The organism is Streptomyces sp. NPDC058646 (genome assembly GCF_042716875.1).
In the GTDB taxonomy this organism is placed as follows: Bacteria; Actinomycetota; Actinomycetes; order Streptomycetales; family Streptomycetaceae; genus Streptomyces.
The window spans coordinates 49,188-66,017 of record NZ_JBHXRK010000034.1 but is presented as its reverse complement, the minus strand read 5'-3'; the positions used below and the strand labels follow the sequence as shown (position 1 = coordinate 66,017).

The following is a 16,830-nucleotide window of genomic DNA, read 5'->3' as shown; positions in this document are numbered from 1 at the left end:
CTGGGGTTGTGGTGGTTTTTTTTTTTTTTTTAGCTCTCGGTTTTTTAAAATTGCCCCCACCACATCCTCCCCCCCCCCCGGGGGGCCCCCCCCCCCCCCCGGGGGGGGGGGGGGGCCCCCCCGCCCCCCCGCCCCCGCTTCCCCCTCGTGCGCACCCCCCAGCGCGCCGTCTCGGTGACTCCCGAAGACACGAGACTAGGCACTGAACATGACACTCAGACGCAGTCCAGCTGAAAAGCACGTTTCTGAACGCATAGCAGAGCAACCGGAATTGACGGTACTCCGGTCACTTCAGGGACGAACCGTACCCAACTGCTCCGCCAGCTCGACCGGGTCTGTCGTAGGCCGCGCGCAGACGAAATGTCGACACACATACGCCGTCGGAAGGTCGTGCACCAGTGTGCGCTCGGCCAGAAGGGGGAACTCACCCCCGCTGCCGTCCGCCGCACGCGGCAGTCCGACCGCCACCACAGCCCCAGGAGCCGTCCCCAGCAACGCGGTCCGGTGCAGCTCCGCACGCGCCTCGTCCGCCGGGTCCCCGACGACCGCGACCTCCCGCGGCCCGTCGAGGAGCGCCTCGGCGACCGCCAGACCGTGCCCGATGAAGCGCGGGGCGCGCGGACCCAGCGCGTGCACCACCCCGAGCGCCCTCTCAGCCGCCGTACGGTGGGCCTCCGAGCCGGTGTGCGCGGCGTACGAGAGCAGGGCGCCGGCCGCGGCGGTCCAGCCCGAGGGCGCCGCGGTGTCGGTGGGGTCCTGCGGCCGCCTGATCAGCTTCTCGGCGTCGTGAGCGGTGTCGTAGAGCGAACCGTCCTCGGCGGTGAACCGGTCCAGGACCAGGTCGACGAGGAACCCGGCGAACTCCAGCCAGACCCCCTCACCGGTGACGGACGCCAGGGCCAGGAAGCCCTCCGCCACGTCGCCGTAGTCCTCCAGCACCCCGGCGTTCGCACCGGTCTGCCCGTCCTTGCTGGTCCGGGCCAGCCGGGCCCGCCCGTCCATGTGCACCCTGACCAGCAGGTCGGCGGCCTCGGTCGCCCGCTCGACGAGGTCGGGCCGCTCGAAGTAGGCCCCGCACTCCGCGAGCGCGGCGATCGCCAGCCCGTTCCAGGCGGCGACGACCTTGTCGTCCCGCCCGGGCGCCGGCCGCGCCGACCGGGCGGCGAGCAGCCGCTCCTTGATGCCGGCCAGCCGGGCCGCATCCGTCACGGGCCCGTCCTGGGGCAGCTGCAGCACCGACGTGCCGTGTTCGAAGGTGCCCTCCTCGGTCACCCCGAAGTGCGCCGCGGCCAACTCCCCGTCGGCCTCCCCGAGCACCTCCCGCAGCTGGGCGGGGGTCCAGGAGTAGTACGCCCCCTCCACGTGCGCCCCGGTCACCGGGTCCTCGCTGTCGGCGTCCAGGGCGGAGGCGAAGCCGCCCTGCTCCGTCCGCAGTTCGCGCACCATGAAGTCGGCCGTCTCCAGGGCGACCCGCCGCGCGAGGTCCGACCCGGTGGCCCGCCACAGGTGCGCGTACACCCGGCACAGCAGGGCGTTGTCGTAGAGCATCTTCTCGAAGTGGGGCACCACCCACTCGCGGTCCACGGAGTACCGGGCGAACCCGCCGCCGAGCTGGTCGTAGATCCCGCCGCGGGCCATCGCCTCACCGGTGTCGGCGGCCATCTGGAGCGCCCCCTCGGACCCGGTGCGCGCGTGGTGGCGCAGCAGGAACTCCAGCACCATGGACGGCGGGAACTTCGGCGCCCCGCCGAACCCGCCGCGCGTGGCGTCGTACTCCCGCGTCAGCGCCAGCAGCGCCTGCGCCAGCTCCTCGGGGCCGGGCGTGCCGGCCTTCCCGTAGTCGAGCTGCCTCCCGGCCAGGTCGCGCACGATCCGCTGCGCCACCTCGGCGACCTCCTCGCGCCGCCCGGCCCACGCGGTCCGCACGCCTTCGAGGACCTGCATGAACGAGGGCATCCCGTGCCGGGGGTCGGGCGGGAAGTAGGTCCCGAAGTAGAACGGTTCGGCGTCGGCGGTGAGGAACACGGACATGGGCCAGCCGCCTTGCCCGGTGGCGGCCTGCACGGCCTCCATGTAGACGGCGTCGACGTCGGGGCGCTCCTCGCGGTCCACCTTGACGTTGACGAAGTGTTCGTTCATGTAGGCGGCGACCAGTTCGTCCTCGAAGGACTCGTGCGCCATCACGTGACACCAGTGGCAGCTCGAATACCCGACGCTGAGCAGGACCGGCACTCCGCGCTCCCGCGCCTCCGCGAAGGCCTCCGGGGACCAGGGCCACCAGTCGACGGGGTTGTCGGCGTGCTGGAGCAGGTAGGGGGAGGTCTCGTTCGCGAGGCGGTTCGGCATGGAGCCATCCTGCCCCACCGCCCGGCACACACCCCGTCACGGGGCCGTCGGTCCGCCGGTTCGGACGCCCCGGTCGGATCAGCCCATTACCGCAGGAGCGGGGACAGGTCGCGGGTCCAGGTGGCCTGGGTGCGGGCCCAGGTGGTGGCGCAGTGGGCGCGGGCGGGCGTGGCGAGGTCCGGGTGGCGGGCAGGGGCGGCGCCGTGGACCGCGCAGCGGTGGGACTCCGCGCGGACGGCGGGCGGGGCGTGTTCGTCCGAGGGGTCGGGGCCGCGGGCGGGGTCGGCCGCGGCGTCGAGCTCGTAGCCGCGGGCGGCCGTCAGCAGGGCGTGCTCGCCCTCCGGGCCGCCGCGCACCAGCATCAGCTGGGCGAAGCGGTCGGCGGCGTCCTCCTCGGCGCGGTCCCCGTCGAGGGGGAGGTCCAGTGCGTCCACCAGGGCGTGGCCCGCCTCGTGCAGGAGGGTCTCCCGCACGACCTCGGCGAGGTCCCCGTCCGGGTCGCGGGAACCGGCCTGCCGGAACAGCGCGCGCTCCTCGGCGAGGTCGTCGTAGCAGAGCTCGATGCGGTGCCGGGCCGGGTCGTAGCCGGTGCCCTCGCCGGCGCAGGAACGGGCGGTGACCGTGACCCGGTACGGCAGGGCCACGTACGCCTCGAGGTCGGCCAGCGTGGACTCGGCCGGCGCCCGGTCCTTCAGGAAGCGGGAGCTGTCGCGGTCGGCCGGGGCCGGCTGCTCGTAGCGGAGCACGAACCCGCCGCCGGGGGGCTGTGCCGCGCATCCGGTCACGGGCAGCAGCAGTACGGCCGCCGCCGCCCAGGCGGTGCGCGCGGCCCTGACGGGCCTGCGCCGCCCGCCGGCCGCGCCCGTCGCACCGTCGGCGCCCCGCAGCTCCCGTAACGTCATCTACGCCTCTTCCCTTGCCACTTGGAGCTTTCGACCCGACTGTACGGAGCTTGACCGCTTCCCTCTGAAGTAGCTCAGATTCCCTCGCGCTCGTGACCGTCCCGCAGGACACTTGGGGCACGTTGCCGGAGCTCTCTGAGGGGGATGCCGATGCGGGACAGCCATCGCGGTGAAGCCGAGCGGCTGTTGGAGCGGGCCGTGGCGGAAGAGGTCCGGCGGGGGGCGGGCGTGGCGGGGGCGCCGGCCGACCGGGTGGCCCTGCTGGCGCGCGGCAAGGAGGCTCTGGACGCCCTGGCGGCGAGCGCGGCGCCGGAGTACGAGACGTACGTGCGGGCCCTGGACGAGGCGGCGGCCGGGGACGAGTCGCTGGGCGAGGCCTTCCGCCGCAACAGCACCTCGACGGCCCTGCTCGTGACGGCGGTCGCGGCGGCGGCGGCCGTCGGCGCGGACCTGGCGCTGGGCGTCGCGGCGGGTACGGCGCTGACGGCGGGAGCCGTGGCGGGCGTCGCGGGGGCGGCGGCCACGGTGGCGAAGGTGACGGCCCTGCACCTGCCGGCCGCGAACCGGCGGGCCGGGGAGCTGGGCCGCCCCGGCGGCCTGGAGCAGCTGAAGCTGCAGTGGCTGTCGGCGCTGGAGGTGCGCGGGGTCCGGCCCTTCCTGGAGCAGCAGCGTGCGGTGGCGGCTGCCGCGCGGGCGCCCGGGCCCGCGTCCCGGCCGGCGCCCGTGCAGCTGCGCGGCACGGACCGCAGCGCGGAGGCCCGGCGGCGCAGCGTGCTGGAGCAGTCCTTCGGACAGCTCCCCGATCCCGCCGGGGTGTTCGTGGGCCGGCGGGCGGAGCTGACGCGGATCGCGCAGTGGGTGCAGGCGGCCCGGGCCAGTACGGAGACCCGGCCGGTGGTGGTGGTCCTGCACGGCGAGCCGGGCGTGGGCCGGACGGCCTTGGCCCTGCGGGCCGCACACGGGCTGCGGGACCAGTTCCGGGGCGCGTGCGTGGTGGACCTCCGGGGCGGTTCGCCCGGCGGCGAGGCCCCGCTGTCGACGCGGGAGGCGCTGCTGCACCTGCTGAACCGGCTGGGCGCGCCCCGCGAGCAGCTGCTGTTCCGCGAGGGCGCTTCGGCGGAGCAGCAGGTGCGGCGGCTGGGCGAGTTGTACCACCAGCATTTGCTGGGGCTGCCGGTGACGGTGGTGCTGGACGACGCGGTGGACGTGGCCCAGGTGCGGCAGCTGGTGCCGGAGCGGTCGGAGAGCCTGGTGCTGGTGACGGCGCGGGAGCCGATGGAGCTTCCGGCGGATCTCGCGGCGTGGGTGCACCAGCTGCCGGTGGACCGGCTGGCGGAGGCGGACGCCGCGGAGCTGCTGCGGGGCCCGGACGCGGCGGGCCGGGACGCGGCGGGCGCGTGCGCCCCCGCCCCGGGCGCGCCCGGCTCCGGCGCGCACGGCTCCGACACCGCGGCGGTGGTGGAGGCCGGCGGCGGGCTGCCGCTCGCGCTGCGGATGCTGGCCCCGCTGGCCCGTGCGGGCACCGCCCCCGGGCCCGGGGACGCGCGGGCGCATCCGGTGGAGCGTGCGCTGCGCGCGGCCGACGCCCGCCTGGCCGAGCCCGCGCGCCAGCTGCTGCGGCGGCTCCCGCTGGCCGGGCGGGCCTCCCTCGGCGCCGCGGCGGCGGCCGCGCTGGCCGACGTACCGGAGCAGGCGGCCCTGCGGACCCTGGAGGAGCTGTGGGAGGCCGGGCTGATCGAGCGGGTGCGCGGGCAGCGGTTCCGGATGCACGACGCGGTGCGCTCGTACGCGGCGGCGCGGCTCGCGGAGGAGGAGGACCGGGCGCAGGCCGCGGCGGCGCACGGACGGCTCGTGCGCAACTACGCGCAGCTCGCGGACTCGGTGATCCGGATGGTCGACGGGAAGACGTCGACGCGGGCGGACACGTTCCTGAGGGGCTCGGTCGGCGGCCACGGTTTCACCTCGCTGGACGCGGCACTGCGCTGGCTCGACGACGAGTCGAGCTTCATCACCGCGGCCCTGCGGCACTCGGAGGGGGTGGACCCGCAGGCGGTACTGGACCTCCTGGGGGCGCTGTGCGACTTCTGCCTGCTGCGCGGGGACCTGTACCGGCTCGGTGAGATCGACGAGCTGACGCAGGCCGTCGCGGCCGCGGCCGGGACGGGCGGCGGCGACGGGCCGGGCGGCGGCGAGCAGGGGCGGCTGGTGCGGTCGGTGCGGTGGCGCACCGGTATCGCGGCACGCCAGCTGGGCGAGCTGGACAAGGCGCGGACCACGCTGACCTCGGTGGTCGACCAGTACAAGGAGGCACACCAGGAGGCGGGCGCGGCGATGGCGCTCGTCTCGCTCGGGATCACCCTGCACCACCAGGGGAACCTGCCGGAGGCGGCGGCCCGGATCCGGGAGGCGCTGGCGCTCCAGGAGGCGCCGGACCTGGCGGGCGACCGGGCATGGGGGCTGCACGCGCTGGCCGCGGTGGAGCGCGACCTCGCGCACCTCGCGGAGGCGGCGGCCCTGCTGGCCCGCTCCCTGGTGCTGCACCGGGAGAGCGAGAGCGTCCACGGAGAGGCGTGGGCACACTTCCAGCTGGGCCAGGTCCACCTGCGCTTCGGCGAGGTGGCGGCCGCGGAGGCGGAGCTGCGGCTGGCCCTGGACCTGTACGGGCGCACCCGCGACGACCGTGGCCAGGCGTGGGCGCTGACCCAGCTGGGCCGGGCCCGGGTGGTGGACGGGGATCCGGGGACGGCGGTGGAGCGGCTGCGCGAGGCGCTGGCCCGGCACCGGGAGGCGGAGGACGCGCGCGGCGAGGCGTGGACGCTGTACTACCTCGGGCAGGCGCTGGAGGAGGACGGCGAGCGGGACCGGGCCGTGCGGGAGCTGGAGCGGGCCCGGACGATGTTCTCGCGGATGCGGGACGTGTACGGCCTGGCGCACGCGCGGCACCATTCGGGCCGGGTGACGCGGGACCAGCGGGCGGCGCAGACGGGGAACCTGCGCAACTCCGGCTTCGCCCGGCAGCTGCTGGTGGACGCGCGGGCGGACTTCCGGCGGATCGGGCTGGCGCACGGCGAGGCGTGGACCTGCCTGGAGCTGGCGGTGGTGGACGCGGGCAACGCGAAGGTCGCGCAGGCGCTGGGGCTGTGCGAGGAGGCGGTGCGGCTGTTCATCGCGTACGGGGACCGGCGCGGGGAGGACTGGGCCCGGTTCCTGCGGTGCACGCTGCTGCCGTACGCGGTGCCGGGTGCGCCGGAGGAGGCGCGGGCCGAGCTGGCGCGGCTGGTGTCGGCCCCGCATCCGGCGCGGGAGGGCCGGCTGGAGGACTGCCTGGAGTCCTACGGGGTGGTCCTGGGCCGCGGCGTGGACCCGTCGGAGGGCTGGCAGGCGTGGCGACTGGGCCTCGTGCCGGGCCTGCACTCCCGCGAGGTCATGGGCGTCCCGCGGACCTCTGCGACGGGATGAGCCCGAGCACCCCTGACGGCTGCCCGGCCCCCGGCGCTGCGGCGATCCGGGGGCGGGCTCCCCGACGGGCCCGGGGGCGGCGCGGGCGCGCTGCGTACGCGCTCGGCGCCGGGCCGGCGGGTGCTCGGGCTGCCCTGCCCGTCCGCTGCCCGGGGACGCGCGGCCGCCGCCGCGCCGGATGGCGGGCGGCGGCGTGCGCGGGGTCCGGGGTCCGCGGGGCGGGCCGGGGCCTACGGGGCGGGCTGCGGGTGCCTACGGGGCCCGGGGGCCTTCGGGGGCCGGAGCGGCCGGGGCCGCGGCCTCCGGGGCCTCCTGGAAGTCCACGCGGCCCATGTGCCGGTTCATGGACTTCATGAGGCCCCACACGCCGGCGGCGAGGGCCGCGAAGACGAGGAAGCCCAGGATCCCCGGGGTCACCTTGTTCTTGTCGAAGGTGTCCCCTGCCAGCGGAAGGAGCTCGTTCAGTGCTGCCTGCGTAGCGCTCATAGCTACGCATTCTCCCGGATGCCCGCGAAGAGGTCGGACTCGGGGAGGGACGTGTCCACGAGCGACTTCGCCAGCTCGTACTCCTCGGTCGGCCAGACCTCCTTCTGGATGTCCATCGGGACGCGGAACCAGCCGCCGTCGGGGTCGATCTGCGTGGCGTGCGCGATGAGCGCCTTGTCACGGATCTCGAAGAAGTCGGCGCAGGGCACGTGGGTGGTCAGCGTCCGCTCCTTGCGCTCGAACTCCTTCCACCGCTCCAGCCACTCCCCGTAGGGGGACTCCATGCCGCGGGCGAGGAGCGCCTCGTGCAGGGCGATGGTGCGCGGCTTGTTGAAGCCCTGGTTGTAGTAGAGCTTCTGCGGCTGGTAGGCGGGGCCGAACTCGGCTTCCGGGAACTTCTCGGTGTCGGCCGCACCGTCGAAGGCCACCATCGAGATCTTGTGGGTCATGATGTGGTCGGGGTGCGGGTAGCCGCCGTTCTCGTCGTAGGTGGTGATGACCTGCGGCCTGAAGGCGCGGATCTTCTTCACCAGCTCGCCGGCGGCCTCGTCCACGTCCGCGAGGGCGAAGCAGCCCTGGGGCAGCGGGGGCAGCGGGTCGCCCTCGGGGAGGCCGGAGTCGACGTATCCGAGCCACTCCTGCTCGATGCCGAGGATCTCGCGGGCCTCGTCCATCTCCTTGGCGCGGACCTCGTGGATGTTCTCCTCGATGTACTTGTCGCCCTGGAGCTTGGGGTTCAGCACCGAGCCGCGCTCGCCGCCGGTGCAGGTCACCACCAGCACGGGCACCCCCTCGGACACGTACTTGGCCATGGTGGCCGCGCCCTTGCTCGACTCGTCGTCGGGGTGGGCATGGACGGCCATCAGTCGAAGCTGCTCGGTCAAGACGGGATCCTCTGCAATTCGGGCGCGACGGTCGGCTTCTATAGTGACCGAATCGGGGGACGGAAAATTCCAGGGGTGGGTCTGCACGGATCCGGGCCCCGCCCTCTCGGAAGGAACGATCGATGAGCGCGGTACGGGAAGGCCTTCCCGAAGGCCGTTACGGCCGGACGGCGGACGAGCGTGCCGATCGCAGGCTCAAGGTCGTCGGGTCGGTGCTGGGCGTGGTGCTGCTGGGCGTGGTCGGCTGGATCGGCTGGGGCTACATCGCCGGGAAGTCCGTCAGCGCCGAGGTGATCAAGTTCCAGGTGGTCTCCGACACCGAGGTGCAGGTGCACCTGGAGGTCCGCAAGGAGGCCTCGGTGACCGGGGTGTGCACCCTGAGCTCCCAGGACAAGGAGCACGGCGAGGTGGGCCGGGCGGACTTCACCTTCGCGCAGCCGCAGGCGCGGGTGGACGAGGTCGTCTCCCTGAAGACCACCAGCCGCGCCACGATGATCGAACTGATCGGCTGCCAGCCCGCGGCCTGATCCCCCGGAGCGTCCGGAGCGCGTCCGGTACGGGAAGGTGCCGCCGAAAGCCTGCCGGAGGTGCGGGAACGGTCCGCCGCGCCCGCGGGGACGATCACGGTCCGGGACGCGGCCCGGGGGCCATGCGCGTCGCGGGTCCTCCCCCTTTTCTTCCCGAATTGTTAGGCTCGTGGTTTCGTCCGCCGCTGGCGGCCATGTAGTCCCCCTGTACCGACGAGGAGCACCCGTGACCCAGACGAGCGAAAGCGTCACCTGGCTGACCCAGGCGGCGTACGACCAGCTGAAGGCAGAGCTGGACTACCTCTCTGGTCCCGCACGCACGGAGATCGCCACGAAGATCGCAGCCGCCCGCGAGGAGGGCGACCTGCGCGAGAACGGCGGTTACCACGCGGCCAAGGAGGAGCAGGGCAAGCAGGAGCTCCGCGTCCGCCAGCTGACGCAGTTGCTGGAGAACGCCAAGGTCGGCACCGCGCCCGCGGCCGAGGGCGTGGTCGCTCCCGGCACGCTGGTCAAGATCGCCTTCGACGGCGACGAGGACGACACGATGGAGTTCCTGCTGGCCTCCCGCGAGTACGCGTCCTCGGACTTCGAGACGTACTCGCCGCAGTCCCCGCTGGGGACCGGAGTGATGGGCAAGGCCATCGGCGAGGACGCCGAGTACGAGCTGCCTAACGGCAAGAAGGCCTCGGTCAAGATCCTCGACGTCAAGCCCTTCTCCGGCTGATCACCCCACACGTCACGCACGCTGCCCGGCCGGATCCGATCCGGCCGGGCAGCGTGCGTACGGGCAAGCCGTCAGTTGTCGGCACGGCGGTACTTGCGGACGGCGAGCGTGCGGAACACGGCGATGATCAGGATCGACCAGGCCAGCGACGCCCACACCGGGTGCTCCATGGGCCAGGCGTCCGACGGCGACACCCCGGGGTTGCCGAACAGCTCCCGGCACGCCTGCACGGTCGCGCTGAACGGGTTCCACTCGGCGATCGGCTGGAGCCAACTCGCCATGTTTTCGGTGGGCACGAAGGCGTTGGAGACGAATGTCACCGGGAAGAGCCAGATCAGCCCGCCCGAGGTGGCCGCCTCCGGGGTCCGCACCGACAGACCGATCAGGGCGCCGATCCAGGAGAAGGCGTACCCGAGCAGGAGCAGCAGGGCGAAGCCGGCCAGTACCTCACCGATGCTGGTGTGGGTGCGCCAGCCCACGAGGAGCGCGACGATCGCCAGCACCACCATGGTGAGCGCGGTCTGCACCAGGTCGGCCAGGGTGCGGCCGGTGAGGACCGCTCCGCGGGCCATGGGCAGGGAGCGGAAGCGGTCGATCAGGCCCTTGTGCATGTCGTCGGCGATGCCCGCGCCCGCGCCGGCCGTGGCGAAGGTGACGGTCTGGGCGAAGATTCCGGCCATCAGGAAGTTGCGGTAGTCGGCGGCGCTGGTCGACCCTCCGATCATCATCGAGCCGCCGAAGACGTAGCTGAACAGCACAACGAACATGATCGGCTGTACCAGCCCGAATATGACCATCTCAGGAATTCTGGTCAGGCGGATCACGTTGCGCCGGGCGATCACCAGGGAGTCGTTCGCGCTCTGGACGATGCCGCCGCGCGGGCGGGGCGCCGCGAGGTCCGGGGCCGGGGAGGCGCCCGGGGTGGGGGAGGTGATGGTCACTTCGCCGTCTCCTTGTGCGCCGTGTGGCCCTTGGCCTTGGTCCGGCCGTCGCCGTCCGCGGGCGCCTCGCCGTTCTCCTCCACGGCGAGCTGGGCCGCGTGGCCGGTCAGGGAGATGAACACGTCGTCGAGGGTGGGGCGGCGCAGGCCGATGTCGTCGATCTCGATGCCGCGGCCGTCCAGCTCGCGGATGACCTCGGCGAGCAGCTTGGCGCCCCCCGCCACGGGCACGGTGAGCTTGCGGGTGTGCTCCTCGACCGTGGTCTCGCCCTTGCCGAAGCCCGCGAGCACCTCGCGTGCGGTGGCGATGTGGCCGCGCTCGTGGACGACGACCTCCACGCGCTCGCCGCCCGTGCGGGCCTTGAGCTGGTCGGAGGTGCCGCGGGCGATGACCTTGCCGTGGTCGACCACGCAGATGTCGTGCGCGAGGTGGTCGGCCTCCTCCAGGTACTGGGTGGTGAGCAGCAGGGTGGTGCCGCCGGCGACCAGTTCCTGGATGATCCCCCACAGCTGCTGGCGGTTGCGCGGGTCGAGGCCGGTGGTCGGCTCGTCCATGAACATCACGGGCGGGCTGACGACGAGGGCGGCCGCGAGGTCGAGGCGCCTGCGCATGCCGCCGGAGTAGGTCTTGGCGGTGCGGTCGGCGGCGTCGGCGAGGTTGAAGCGTTCGAGCAGTTCGTCGGCCCGGGCCTTCGCGGCCCTGGCCTTCATCTGGTAGAGCTGGCCCACCATCTGGAGGTTCTCACGGCCGGTCAGGTACTCGTCCACGGCGGCGAACTGGCCGGACAGTCCGATGGCGCGGCGGACTTCGTTGGGGTGCTTGAGGACGTCGATCCCGGCGACGACGGCCTTGCCGCTGTCGGGCCGGAGGAGGGTGGTCAGGACGCGTACGGTCGTGGTCTTGCCCGCCCCGTTGGGGCCGAGCAGACCGAGGACGGTGCCTTCGGGGACATCGAGGTCCACGCCGTCCAGCGCCCGTACGTCACCGAAGGTCTTGACCAGGCCTTCGGCGTGGATGGCGCCTGGCATAGGGGTTCTCCCTGTTGGATCGGGCCGGTGAACCGGCACTTTTCCTAGGCAAGCTTATGGTCGCCGGGCAGGCTCCGCCCGGCCGAACGGGGGATCCCCCGCCGCCACCGGCGCACCGTATCGCGTCATATCGCGTCCCGCTACGGGATTGCCGTCCGCACGCCTGCGCGAGGCCCGGCCCGGGGCCGAGGGACTAGCCCGTGACCTTGTACCCGGCACCGTGCAGCGAGCGCGCGACCTCCGCGCAGTGCTCCGGTCCCTTCGTCTCCAGGTGCAGCTCCACCTCCACCTCGGTGAGCCCGAGCCTCGGGTCGGTCCGTACGTGACTCACGTCCAGCACGTTCGCATCCACCACCGACAGCACGGCCAGGAGCCCGGCGAGGGCCCCCGGGCGGTCCGCCACCCGCAGCCGCAGCGACAGGTACCGGCCCGCGGCCGCCATGCCGTGGCGCAGGATCCGCTGGAGCAGCAGCGGGTCGACGTTCCCGCCGGACAGGACGGCCACCACCGGTCCCCCGCCGTACAGTTCGGGCTCGCTCAGCAGCGCGGCGACCGGGCTGCACCCGGCCGGCTCGACCACCATCTTGGCCCGCTCCAGGCACAGCAGCAGGGCGCTGGAGAGCGCGTCCTCGGAGACCGTACGCACGTCGTCGATCAGCTCGCCGATGATTTTGAACGGGACGTCGCCGGGGCGGCCGACCTTGATGCCGTCGGCCATCGTGTTCGGGTCGTCGATCGACACCGGGTGGCCTGCCCTGAGCGAGGGCGGGTAGGCGGCCGCGCCCGCCGCCTGCACCCCGATGACCCGCACGTCGGGCCGCAGCGCCTTCACGGCGACGGCGACACCGGCCGCGAGTCCGCCGCCCCCGATGCCGACGAGGATCGTCCGCACCTCGGGGCACTGCTCCAGGATCTCCAGCCCGACCGTGCCCTGGCCCGCGATGATGTCGCGGTGGTCGAAGGGGTGGATGAACACGGCCCCGGTGCGGTCCGCGTACTCCTGGGCGGCGGCGAGGGTCTCGTCGACGACCTGCCCGTGCAGCCGCACCTCGGCCCCGTACTCCTGGGTCGCGGCCACCTTCGGCAGCGGCGCCCCGACGGGCATGAACACCGTGGAGCGGACCCCGAGGAGCGAGGACGCGAGGGCCACGCCCTGCGCGTGGTTGCCCGCGCTGGCGGCCACGACGCCCGCGGCCCGCTGCTCGGGGCGCAGGCCGGAGATGCGCACGTAGGCGCCGCGCAGCTTGAAGGAGCCGGTGCGCTGGAGGTTCTCGCACTTGAAGTGGACCGGCGAGCCGACGAGGGAGGAGAGGTGCCGGCTGCCTTCCATGGCCGTGACCCGGGAGACGCCGGACAGCATCTTCTGGGCCCCCCGGACGTCGTCGAGGATGACCTGCGGGACGGGCTGGGGCACGCGGTAGTTCATGCCGCCAGTCTCGCAGCCCGCGCGGGAGGCGGCGCAGGACTCCGGACCGGCCCCCGACCGGCCCGGAGCGGTCCGCGGCGCCGGGGTGCGGGCGGGTCCGCGGGGGCGCCGTCCGGCCGGGGAGGGGGCGGCCCGCGAAGCCGGTCGCCGGACGGGGGCCGGGGCCCGGGGGACCGCCGGGATCCCGCCATCCGGGACGGCCGCGGGGTGGCCCGGCGCCCGGGCCGTACCAGTTCTCGTACGGGGCGTACGAGCCGCCGCACGGCCGCGTACTCTGTCCCCCATCCTTGTCGGCCCCACGCGAAGAGAGCCCACGGCCATGCCTCCCATCCCGGCCAATTCCGACCTGCCCGCGGCGGCCGGAGCGTCCGCCGAAGCCGGTCTCCTCGACGCGCTCCAGCACCAGGTGGCGGTCTTCGCCCGCCGCGCCGAGCAGACCCGTCTGGGCGGCGTCGGCCAGGCCCGCAACTCGATGGACCGCGCCGCCTACCTCCTGCTGAACCGGCTCGACCTCGAAGGCCCGATGGGGGTCAAGGCGCTCGCCGGCGGCATGGGCATCGACTCCTCCACCGTGACCCGGCAGGTGGCGCCGCTCGTCGACAGCGGTCTGGTGAAGCGGACCTCGCACCCCGAGGACGGCCGGGCGGTGGTCCTGGCGCTGTCCCCGCGCGGGCTGGCGCGGCTGGAGGAGGTCCGCTCCTCTCGGCGCGAGCTGATGGCCCGCGTGACGGACGGCTGGAGCCCGCAGGAGCGCGAGTCCTTCACCGCGCTGCTGACCCGCTTCAACCTGTCGCTGTCGGAGCTGATGGCGGCGGTCACCGAGGCCGGCCCGGCGTCCTGATCCCGCGGAGCCGGTTCCTGAGGCGAGTGCGTCCGACCTCTTGACCCGGGTGGTCCCACCGGCCGCACTATGTGGGCTGTGGACCACCGAACGGGGCCCTACGGGGAGTTCGAGGCCTTCGTCGCGGGCGCGGCGGGGCGGCTCCTGCGTGTCGCGGTGCTGCTGACCGCCGAGGCGGAGACCGAGGCCACCGCCGCCCGGCGGCTGCTGGGCGGCGCCCTGGCCCGTACGTACGCGAACTGGCGGCGCCTGCGCGGGGACGACCCGTACGACTGCACCCGCCAGGAGCTGTGCGCCGCCTTCGCGCGCACCGGCTGGCGCCACCACGGGGGCGTCGGCGTCCTGGCGCGGCTGAGCCCGGCGGAGCGGCTCGTGCTCGTCCTGCGGATCCACGAAGGGGTCGCGGAGGAGGTCACCGCGGCGCAGCTGGGGCTGGCGCCCGAGCGGGTCCGGGTGCTGTGCAACCGGGCCGTGCACAGCCTGCGGTCCGGCTCCGGCTCGGGCGCGGGCTCCGGCTCGGGCGCGCCTGGTGCGGCGGGCGCCGCATGAGCCCCGGAGAGCGCAAGGAGGCCCAGGTCAGGCGGCTGTTGGAGGGTCCTCAGCCGGCGGTTCCCGCCGGTCTGGCGGCCGGGGCCGCCGCCCGGGGCGACCGGCTGCTGCGCCGCCGCCGGGCGCTGCGGCGGCTGGGGTGGGCGGTGCTCTGCGCGGCGGTGGTGGCCTTCGCGGTGTGGGCCTCCCTGACCCGGCCGTGGGTCACGCCGTCGAGCGGCATCTCCCCGCCCCTGGAGGGCTGGTAGCGGCGGCCCCGTCCCGCCGGGACGTCCGGCGGGACGGGGCCGGGGCGCCGGCGTGGGTCAGCCCAGGGCCCGGGTGAGGTCCGCGAGGAGGTCGTCCGCGTTCTCGATGCCCACCGAGAGGCGGACCAGGTCCGCCGGGACCTCCAGGGCCGAACCGGCCACCGAGGCGTGGGTCATCCGGCCCGGGTGCTCGATGAGGGACTCGACGCCGCCCAGGGACTCGCCCAGGGTGAAGAGCTCGGCGCGGTTGCAGACCTCGACCGCCGCCTCCTCGCCGCCTTCGACGCGGAAGGAGATCATCCCGCCGAAGTTGCGCATCTGCTTGGCGGCGATCTCGTGGCCCGGGTGCTCCGGCAGGCCCGGGTAGAGGACGTGCGTGACCTTGGGGTGGCGGGTCAGCATGTCGGCGACCTTGGCCGCGTTCTCCGCGTGCCGGTCCATGCGCACGGCCAGCGTCTTGATGCCGCGCAGCACGATCCAGGAGTCGAAGGGCCCGGCCACGGCGCCCATCGCGTTCTGGTGGTAGGCCAGTTCCTCGCCCAGGGCGGCGTCCGCGGTGACCAGGGCGCCGCCGACGACGTCGGAGTGGCCGCCCATGTACTTGGTCAGGGAGTGCACGACCACGTCCGCGCCGAGCGCGAGCGGCTGCTGGAGGTAGGGGGAGGCGAAGGTGTTGTCCACGACCAGCTTGGCGCCGGCGGTGCGCGCGATGTCGGCGACGACGGCGATGTCCGTGATGCCGAGCAGCGGGTTGGAGGGGGTCTCGACCCAGATGACCTTGGTCTTGGGGGTGAGGGCGGCGCGTACGGACGCAGGGTCGGAGGTGTCGGCCACCGACCATTCGACGCCCCAGCGGGAGACGACCTTCGCGAAGAGGCGGAAGGTGCCGCCGTAGGCGTCGTTCGGGATGACCACGTGGTCGCCCGGGGAGAGCAGCGTACGCAGCAGGCAGTCCTCGGCGGCCAGCCCCGACGCGAAGGCGAGGCCGCGCCGGCCGCCCTCCAGCGCCGCGAGGTTCTCCTCCAGCGCGGTACGGGTCGGGTTGCCGCTGCGGCTGTACTCGTAGCCGCCGCGCAGTCCTCCGACGCCGTCCTGCTTGTACGTGGAGACCTGGTAGATCGGGGGCACGACCGCGCCGGTCAGGGGGTCCGCCGTGTTGCCCGCGTGGATCGCGCGGGTCTCGAAGCTCTGGTGCTCGTGGCTGTGGTCACTCATGGACAGAGCCTATGCCGCCCGGAGCCCGTGCCCCACCTGGCAGCCACCCCTGTTGGCCCGGGGCGGCCCTCGTCTGGTTCGCTTGGAGGCATGGAGATTCTGTTGTTCCTGCTCGCGATCGGCCTGCTCGTGGCCGTCGTCGGTCCCTACGTGCGGCGCAGCCGGGGCGGTATCCGTCAGGTCGCGCCCGGCAGCCCTGACGCCGCCGACCCCGAGAACTACGGTTTCGTCCGGCAGGAGCAGCTCGACATCCGGGTGCCCGGGCCCGACGAGGACCTGATGGACGCCCTGGGCAACGTCCAGCGCAGCGGTACCTGGCAGGCGGCCTCGCAGCTGCTCGCCGGGACCCCGAAGGAGGGCGAGCAGCGCTGGCAGCGCGTGCAGGCCTTCGGCGGGGCCGCGGCTCTGGAACTCGTGCAGCAGCCCGGGGTGGGTGCGCAGTGGCTGAAGGCCTGGCGGCTGGAGGCCGAGAAGGACGCGGGCGGTGCGCAGGTGCACGCCGAGCTGCTGGTGCAGCAGGCCTGGCGGCACTCGGGCGGGGTGGGTTCCGAGGACCACCGGATCATCCTGGAGGAGGCGCGGGACGCGTGCCGCAAGGCCGCGCTGCTGGCGCCGGGCGATCCGGTCCCGTACATCGCGGAGCTGGCGATCGCGCGGGGCCTGGGCTACTCGGAGGCGGAGTTCGACGCCCTGTGGGCGAAGGTGATCGACGTCGCGCCCGCGCACATGGGCGCGCACCTGGCGGCGCTGCACTACTGGGGCGAGAAGTGGCACGGCTCGCGGGACAAGGCCGACGCCTTCTCGCACGCGGCCGCGGCCCGCGCCCCGCAGGGCTCGCTGCTGGCGGCGCTGCCGCTGTTCGCGGTGTACGAGAACACCCCGGACCTCGTGCTGAGCGGAAGTTTCTACCGGAGCGCGGTCGTGACCCGGGCGGTGGAGGGCGCGCTGTACGCGGTGCACACGGCCCGCCAGGACGATCCGATGCTGGCTCACGTGCGGCACATGCTGCTGATGTTCCTGGTCCACATGGAGCGCTGGGCGGAAGCCATGGAGCAGGTGCGGCACGTGGACGGCTGCGTCGGCGCGCTGCCGTGGTCGGCCTCGTCGGACCCGGCGGCGCAGTACGCGGTGTTCCGGGCGCTGGCGGTGGCGGGGTACGAGGCGAACGGCGGCTCGCCGGCGACACTGCCGCACTGACGCCGGGACGCCGGGACGCCCGAACTCCGGGGCGGGGCCGTCGGTTCGGGGCGCGCG

General features: G+C 74.0%; 15 protein-coding genes. 7 read left to right on the top strand and 8 right to left on the bottom strand.

The window, feature by feature from the left end:
* Positions 1–291: 291 nt before the first annotated feature.
* Positions 292–2,346 carry a thioredoxin domain-containing protein gene (locus ACFWUZ_RS31540; RefSeq protein ID WP_384380541.1) on the bottom strand — a complete coding sequence of 685 codons (2,055 nt, stop codon included), beginning with the start codon at positions 2,344–2,346 and terminating at the stop codon, positions 292–294.
* Positions 2,347–2,432: 86 nt separating this feature from the next.
* Positions 2,433–3,248 carry a DUF4344 domain-containing metallopeptidase gene (locus ACFWUZ_RS31535; RefSeq protein WP_384380538.1) on the bottom strand — a complete coding sequence of 272 codons (816 nt, stop codon included), beginning with the start codon at positions 3,246–3,248 and terminating at the stop codon, positions 2,433–2,435.
* Positions 3,249–3,398: 150 nt separating this feature from the next.
* Between ACFWUZ_RS31535 and ACFWUZ_RS31530 the strand changes: the two genes are divergently transcribed.
* A complete protein-coding gene (locus ACFWUZ_RS31530) occupies positions 3,399–6,707 on the top strand; it encodes a tetratricopeptide repeat protein (protein ID WP_384380535.1) in 3,309 nt (1,102 codons plus the stop codon).
* A 252-nt stretch (positions 6,708–6,959) separates the two neighbouring features.
* Here the strand turns inward: ACFWUZ_RS31530 and ACFWUZ_RS31525 are convergent, their stop codons facing one another.
* Positions 6,960–7,193 carry a hypothetical protein gene (locus ACFWUZ_RS31525; RefSeq protein WP_384380533.1) on the bottom strand — a complete coding sequence of 78 codons (234 nt, stop codon included), beginning with the start codon at positions 7,191–7,193 and terminating at the stop codon, positions 6,960–6,962.
* Positions 7,194–7,195: 2 nt separating this feature from the next.
* Entirely contained in the window at positions 7,196–8,077 is an 882-nt protein-coding gene (mca, locus tag ACFWUZ_RS31520; RefSeq protein ID WP_384380530.1) for a mycothiol conjugate amidase Mca, read from the bottom strand.
* Positions 8,078–8,199: 122 nt separating this feature from the next.
* On the opposite strand from mca, the gene ACFWUZ_RS31515 reads away from it, so the two are divergent.
* On the top strand, positions 8,200–8,604 hold the full coding sequence (locus tag ACFWUZ_RS31515) for a DUF4307 domain-containing protein (protein WP_384380526.1): 405 nt from the start codon (positions 8,200–8,202) through the stop codon (positions 8,602–8,604).
* Positions 8,605–8,830: 226 nt separating this feature from the next.
* A complete protein-coding gene (gene greA / locus ACFWUZ_RS31510; protein ID WP_384380523.1) occupies positions 8,831–9,328 on the top strand; it encodes a transcription elongation factor GreA in 498 nt (165 codons plus the stop codon).
* Between the two features lie 71 nt (positions 9,329–9,399).
* Here greA and ACFWUZ_RS31505 read toward each other — a convergent pair whose 3' ends face one another.
* The 3 genes from ACFWUZ_RS31505 to ilvA all read right to left on the bottom strand — a co-directional run bounded on the left by ACFWUZ_RS31505 (position 9,400) and on the right by ilvA (position 12,723).
* The gene (locus ACFWUZ_RS31505) at positions 9,400–10,269 is read right to left on the bottom strand and encodes an ABC transporter permease (RefSeq protein WP_384380520.1); all 870 of its coding nucleotides are present in this window, start codon (positions 10,267–10,269) and stop codon (positions 9,400–9,402) included.
* The gene (locus ACFWUZ_RS31500) at positions 10,266–11,297 is read right to left on the bottom strand and encodes an ATP-binding cassette domain-containing protein (RefSeq protein ID WP_384380517.1); all 1,032 of its coding nucleotides are present in this window, start codon (positions 11,295–11,297) and stop codon (positions 10,266–10,268) included. The genes ACFWUZ_RS31505 and ACFWUZ_RS31500 overlap by 4 nt, the downstream gene beginning before the upstream one ends.
* Before the next feature lie 193 nt (positions 11,298–11,490).
* Positions 11,491–12,723, bottom strand: coding sequence for a threonine ammonia-lyase (ilvA, locus tag ACFWUZ_RS31495; protein ID WP_384380513.1), 1,233 nt, complete (start codon positions 12,721–12,723; stop codon positions 11,491–11,493).
* A gap of 319 nt (positions 12,724–13,042) precedes the next feature.
* Here ilvA and ACFWUZ_RS31490 point away from each other — a divergent pair, with 319 nt between their 5' ends.
* From ACFWUZ_RS31490 to ACFWUZ_RS31480, 3 genes are all read left to right on the top strand, one after another.
* A complete protein-coding gene (locus tag ACFWUZ_RS31490) occupies positions 13,043–13,564 on the top strand; it encodes a MarR family winged helix-turn-helix transcriptional regulator (RefSeq protein WP_384380510.1) in 522 nt (173 codons plus the stop codon).
* Between the two features lie 78 nt (positions 13,565–13,642).
* Entirely contained in the window at positions 13,643–14,113 is a 471-nt protein-coding gene (locus ACFWUZ_RS31485) for a sigma factor-like helix-turn-helix DNA-binding protein (protein ID WP_384380507.1), read from the top strand.
* On the top strand, positions 14,110–14,361 hold the full coding sequence (locus ACFWUZ_RS31480) for a hypothetical protein (RefSeq protein ID WP_384380504.1): 252 nt from the start codon (positions 14,110–14,112) through the stop codon (positions 14,359–14,361). The genes ACFWUZ_RS31485 and ACFWUZ_RS31480 overlap by 4 nt, the downstream gene beginning before the upstream one ends.
* Before the next feature lie 57 nt (positions 14,362–14,418).
* On the opposite strand, the gene ACFWUZ_RS31475 is transcribed toward ACFWUZ_RS31480, so the two are convergent.
* Positions 14,419–15,576 carry a cystathionine gamma-synthase gene (locus tag ACFWUZ_RS31475; RefSeq protein WP_384380501.1) on the bottom strand — a complete coding sequence of 386 codons (1,158 nt, stop codon included), beginning with the start codon at positions 15,574–15,576 and terminating at the stop codon, positions 14,419–14,421.
* Between the two features lie 90 nt (positions 15,577–15,666).
* On the opposite strand from ACFWUZ_RS31475, the gene ACFWUZ_RS31470 reads away from it, so the two are divergent.
* The gene (locus tag ACFWUZ_RS31470) at positions 15,667–16,773 is read left to right on the top strand and encodes a hypothetical protein (RefSeq protein WP_384380498.1); all 1,107 of its coding nucleotides are present in this window, start codon (positions 15,667–15,669) and stop codon (positions 16,771–16,773) included.
* The last annotated feature ends 57 nt before the right edge of the window (positions 16,774–16,830 follow it).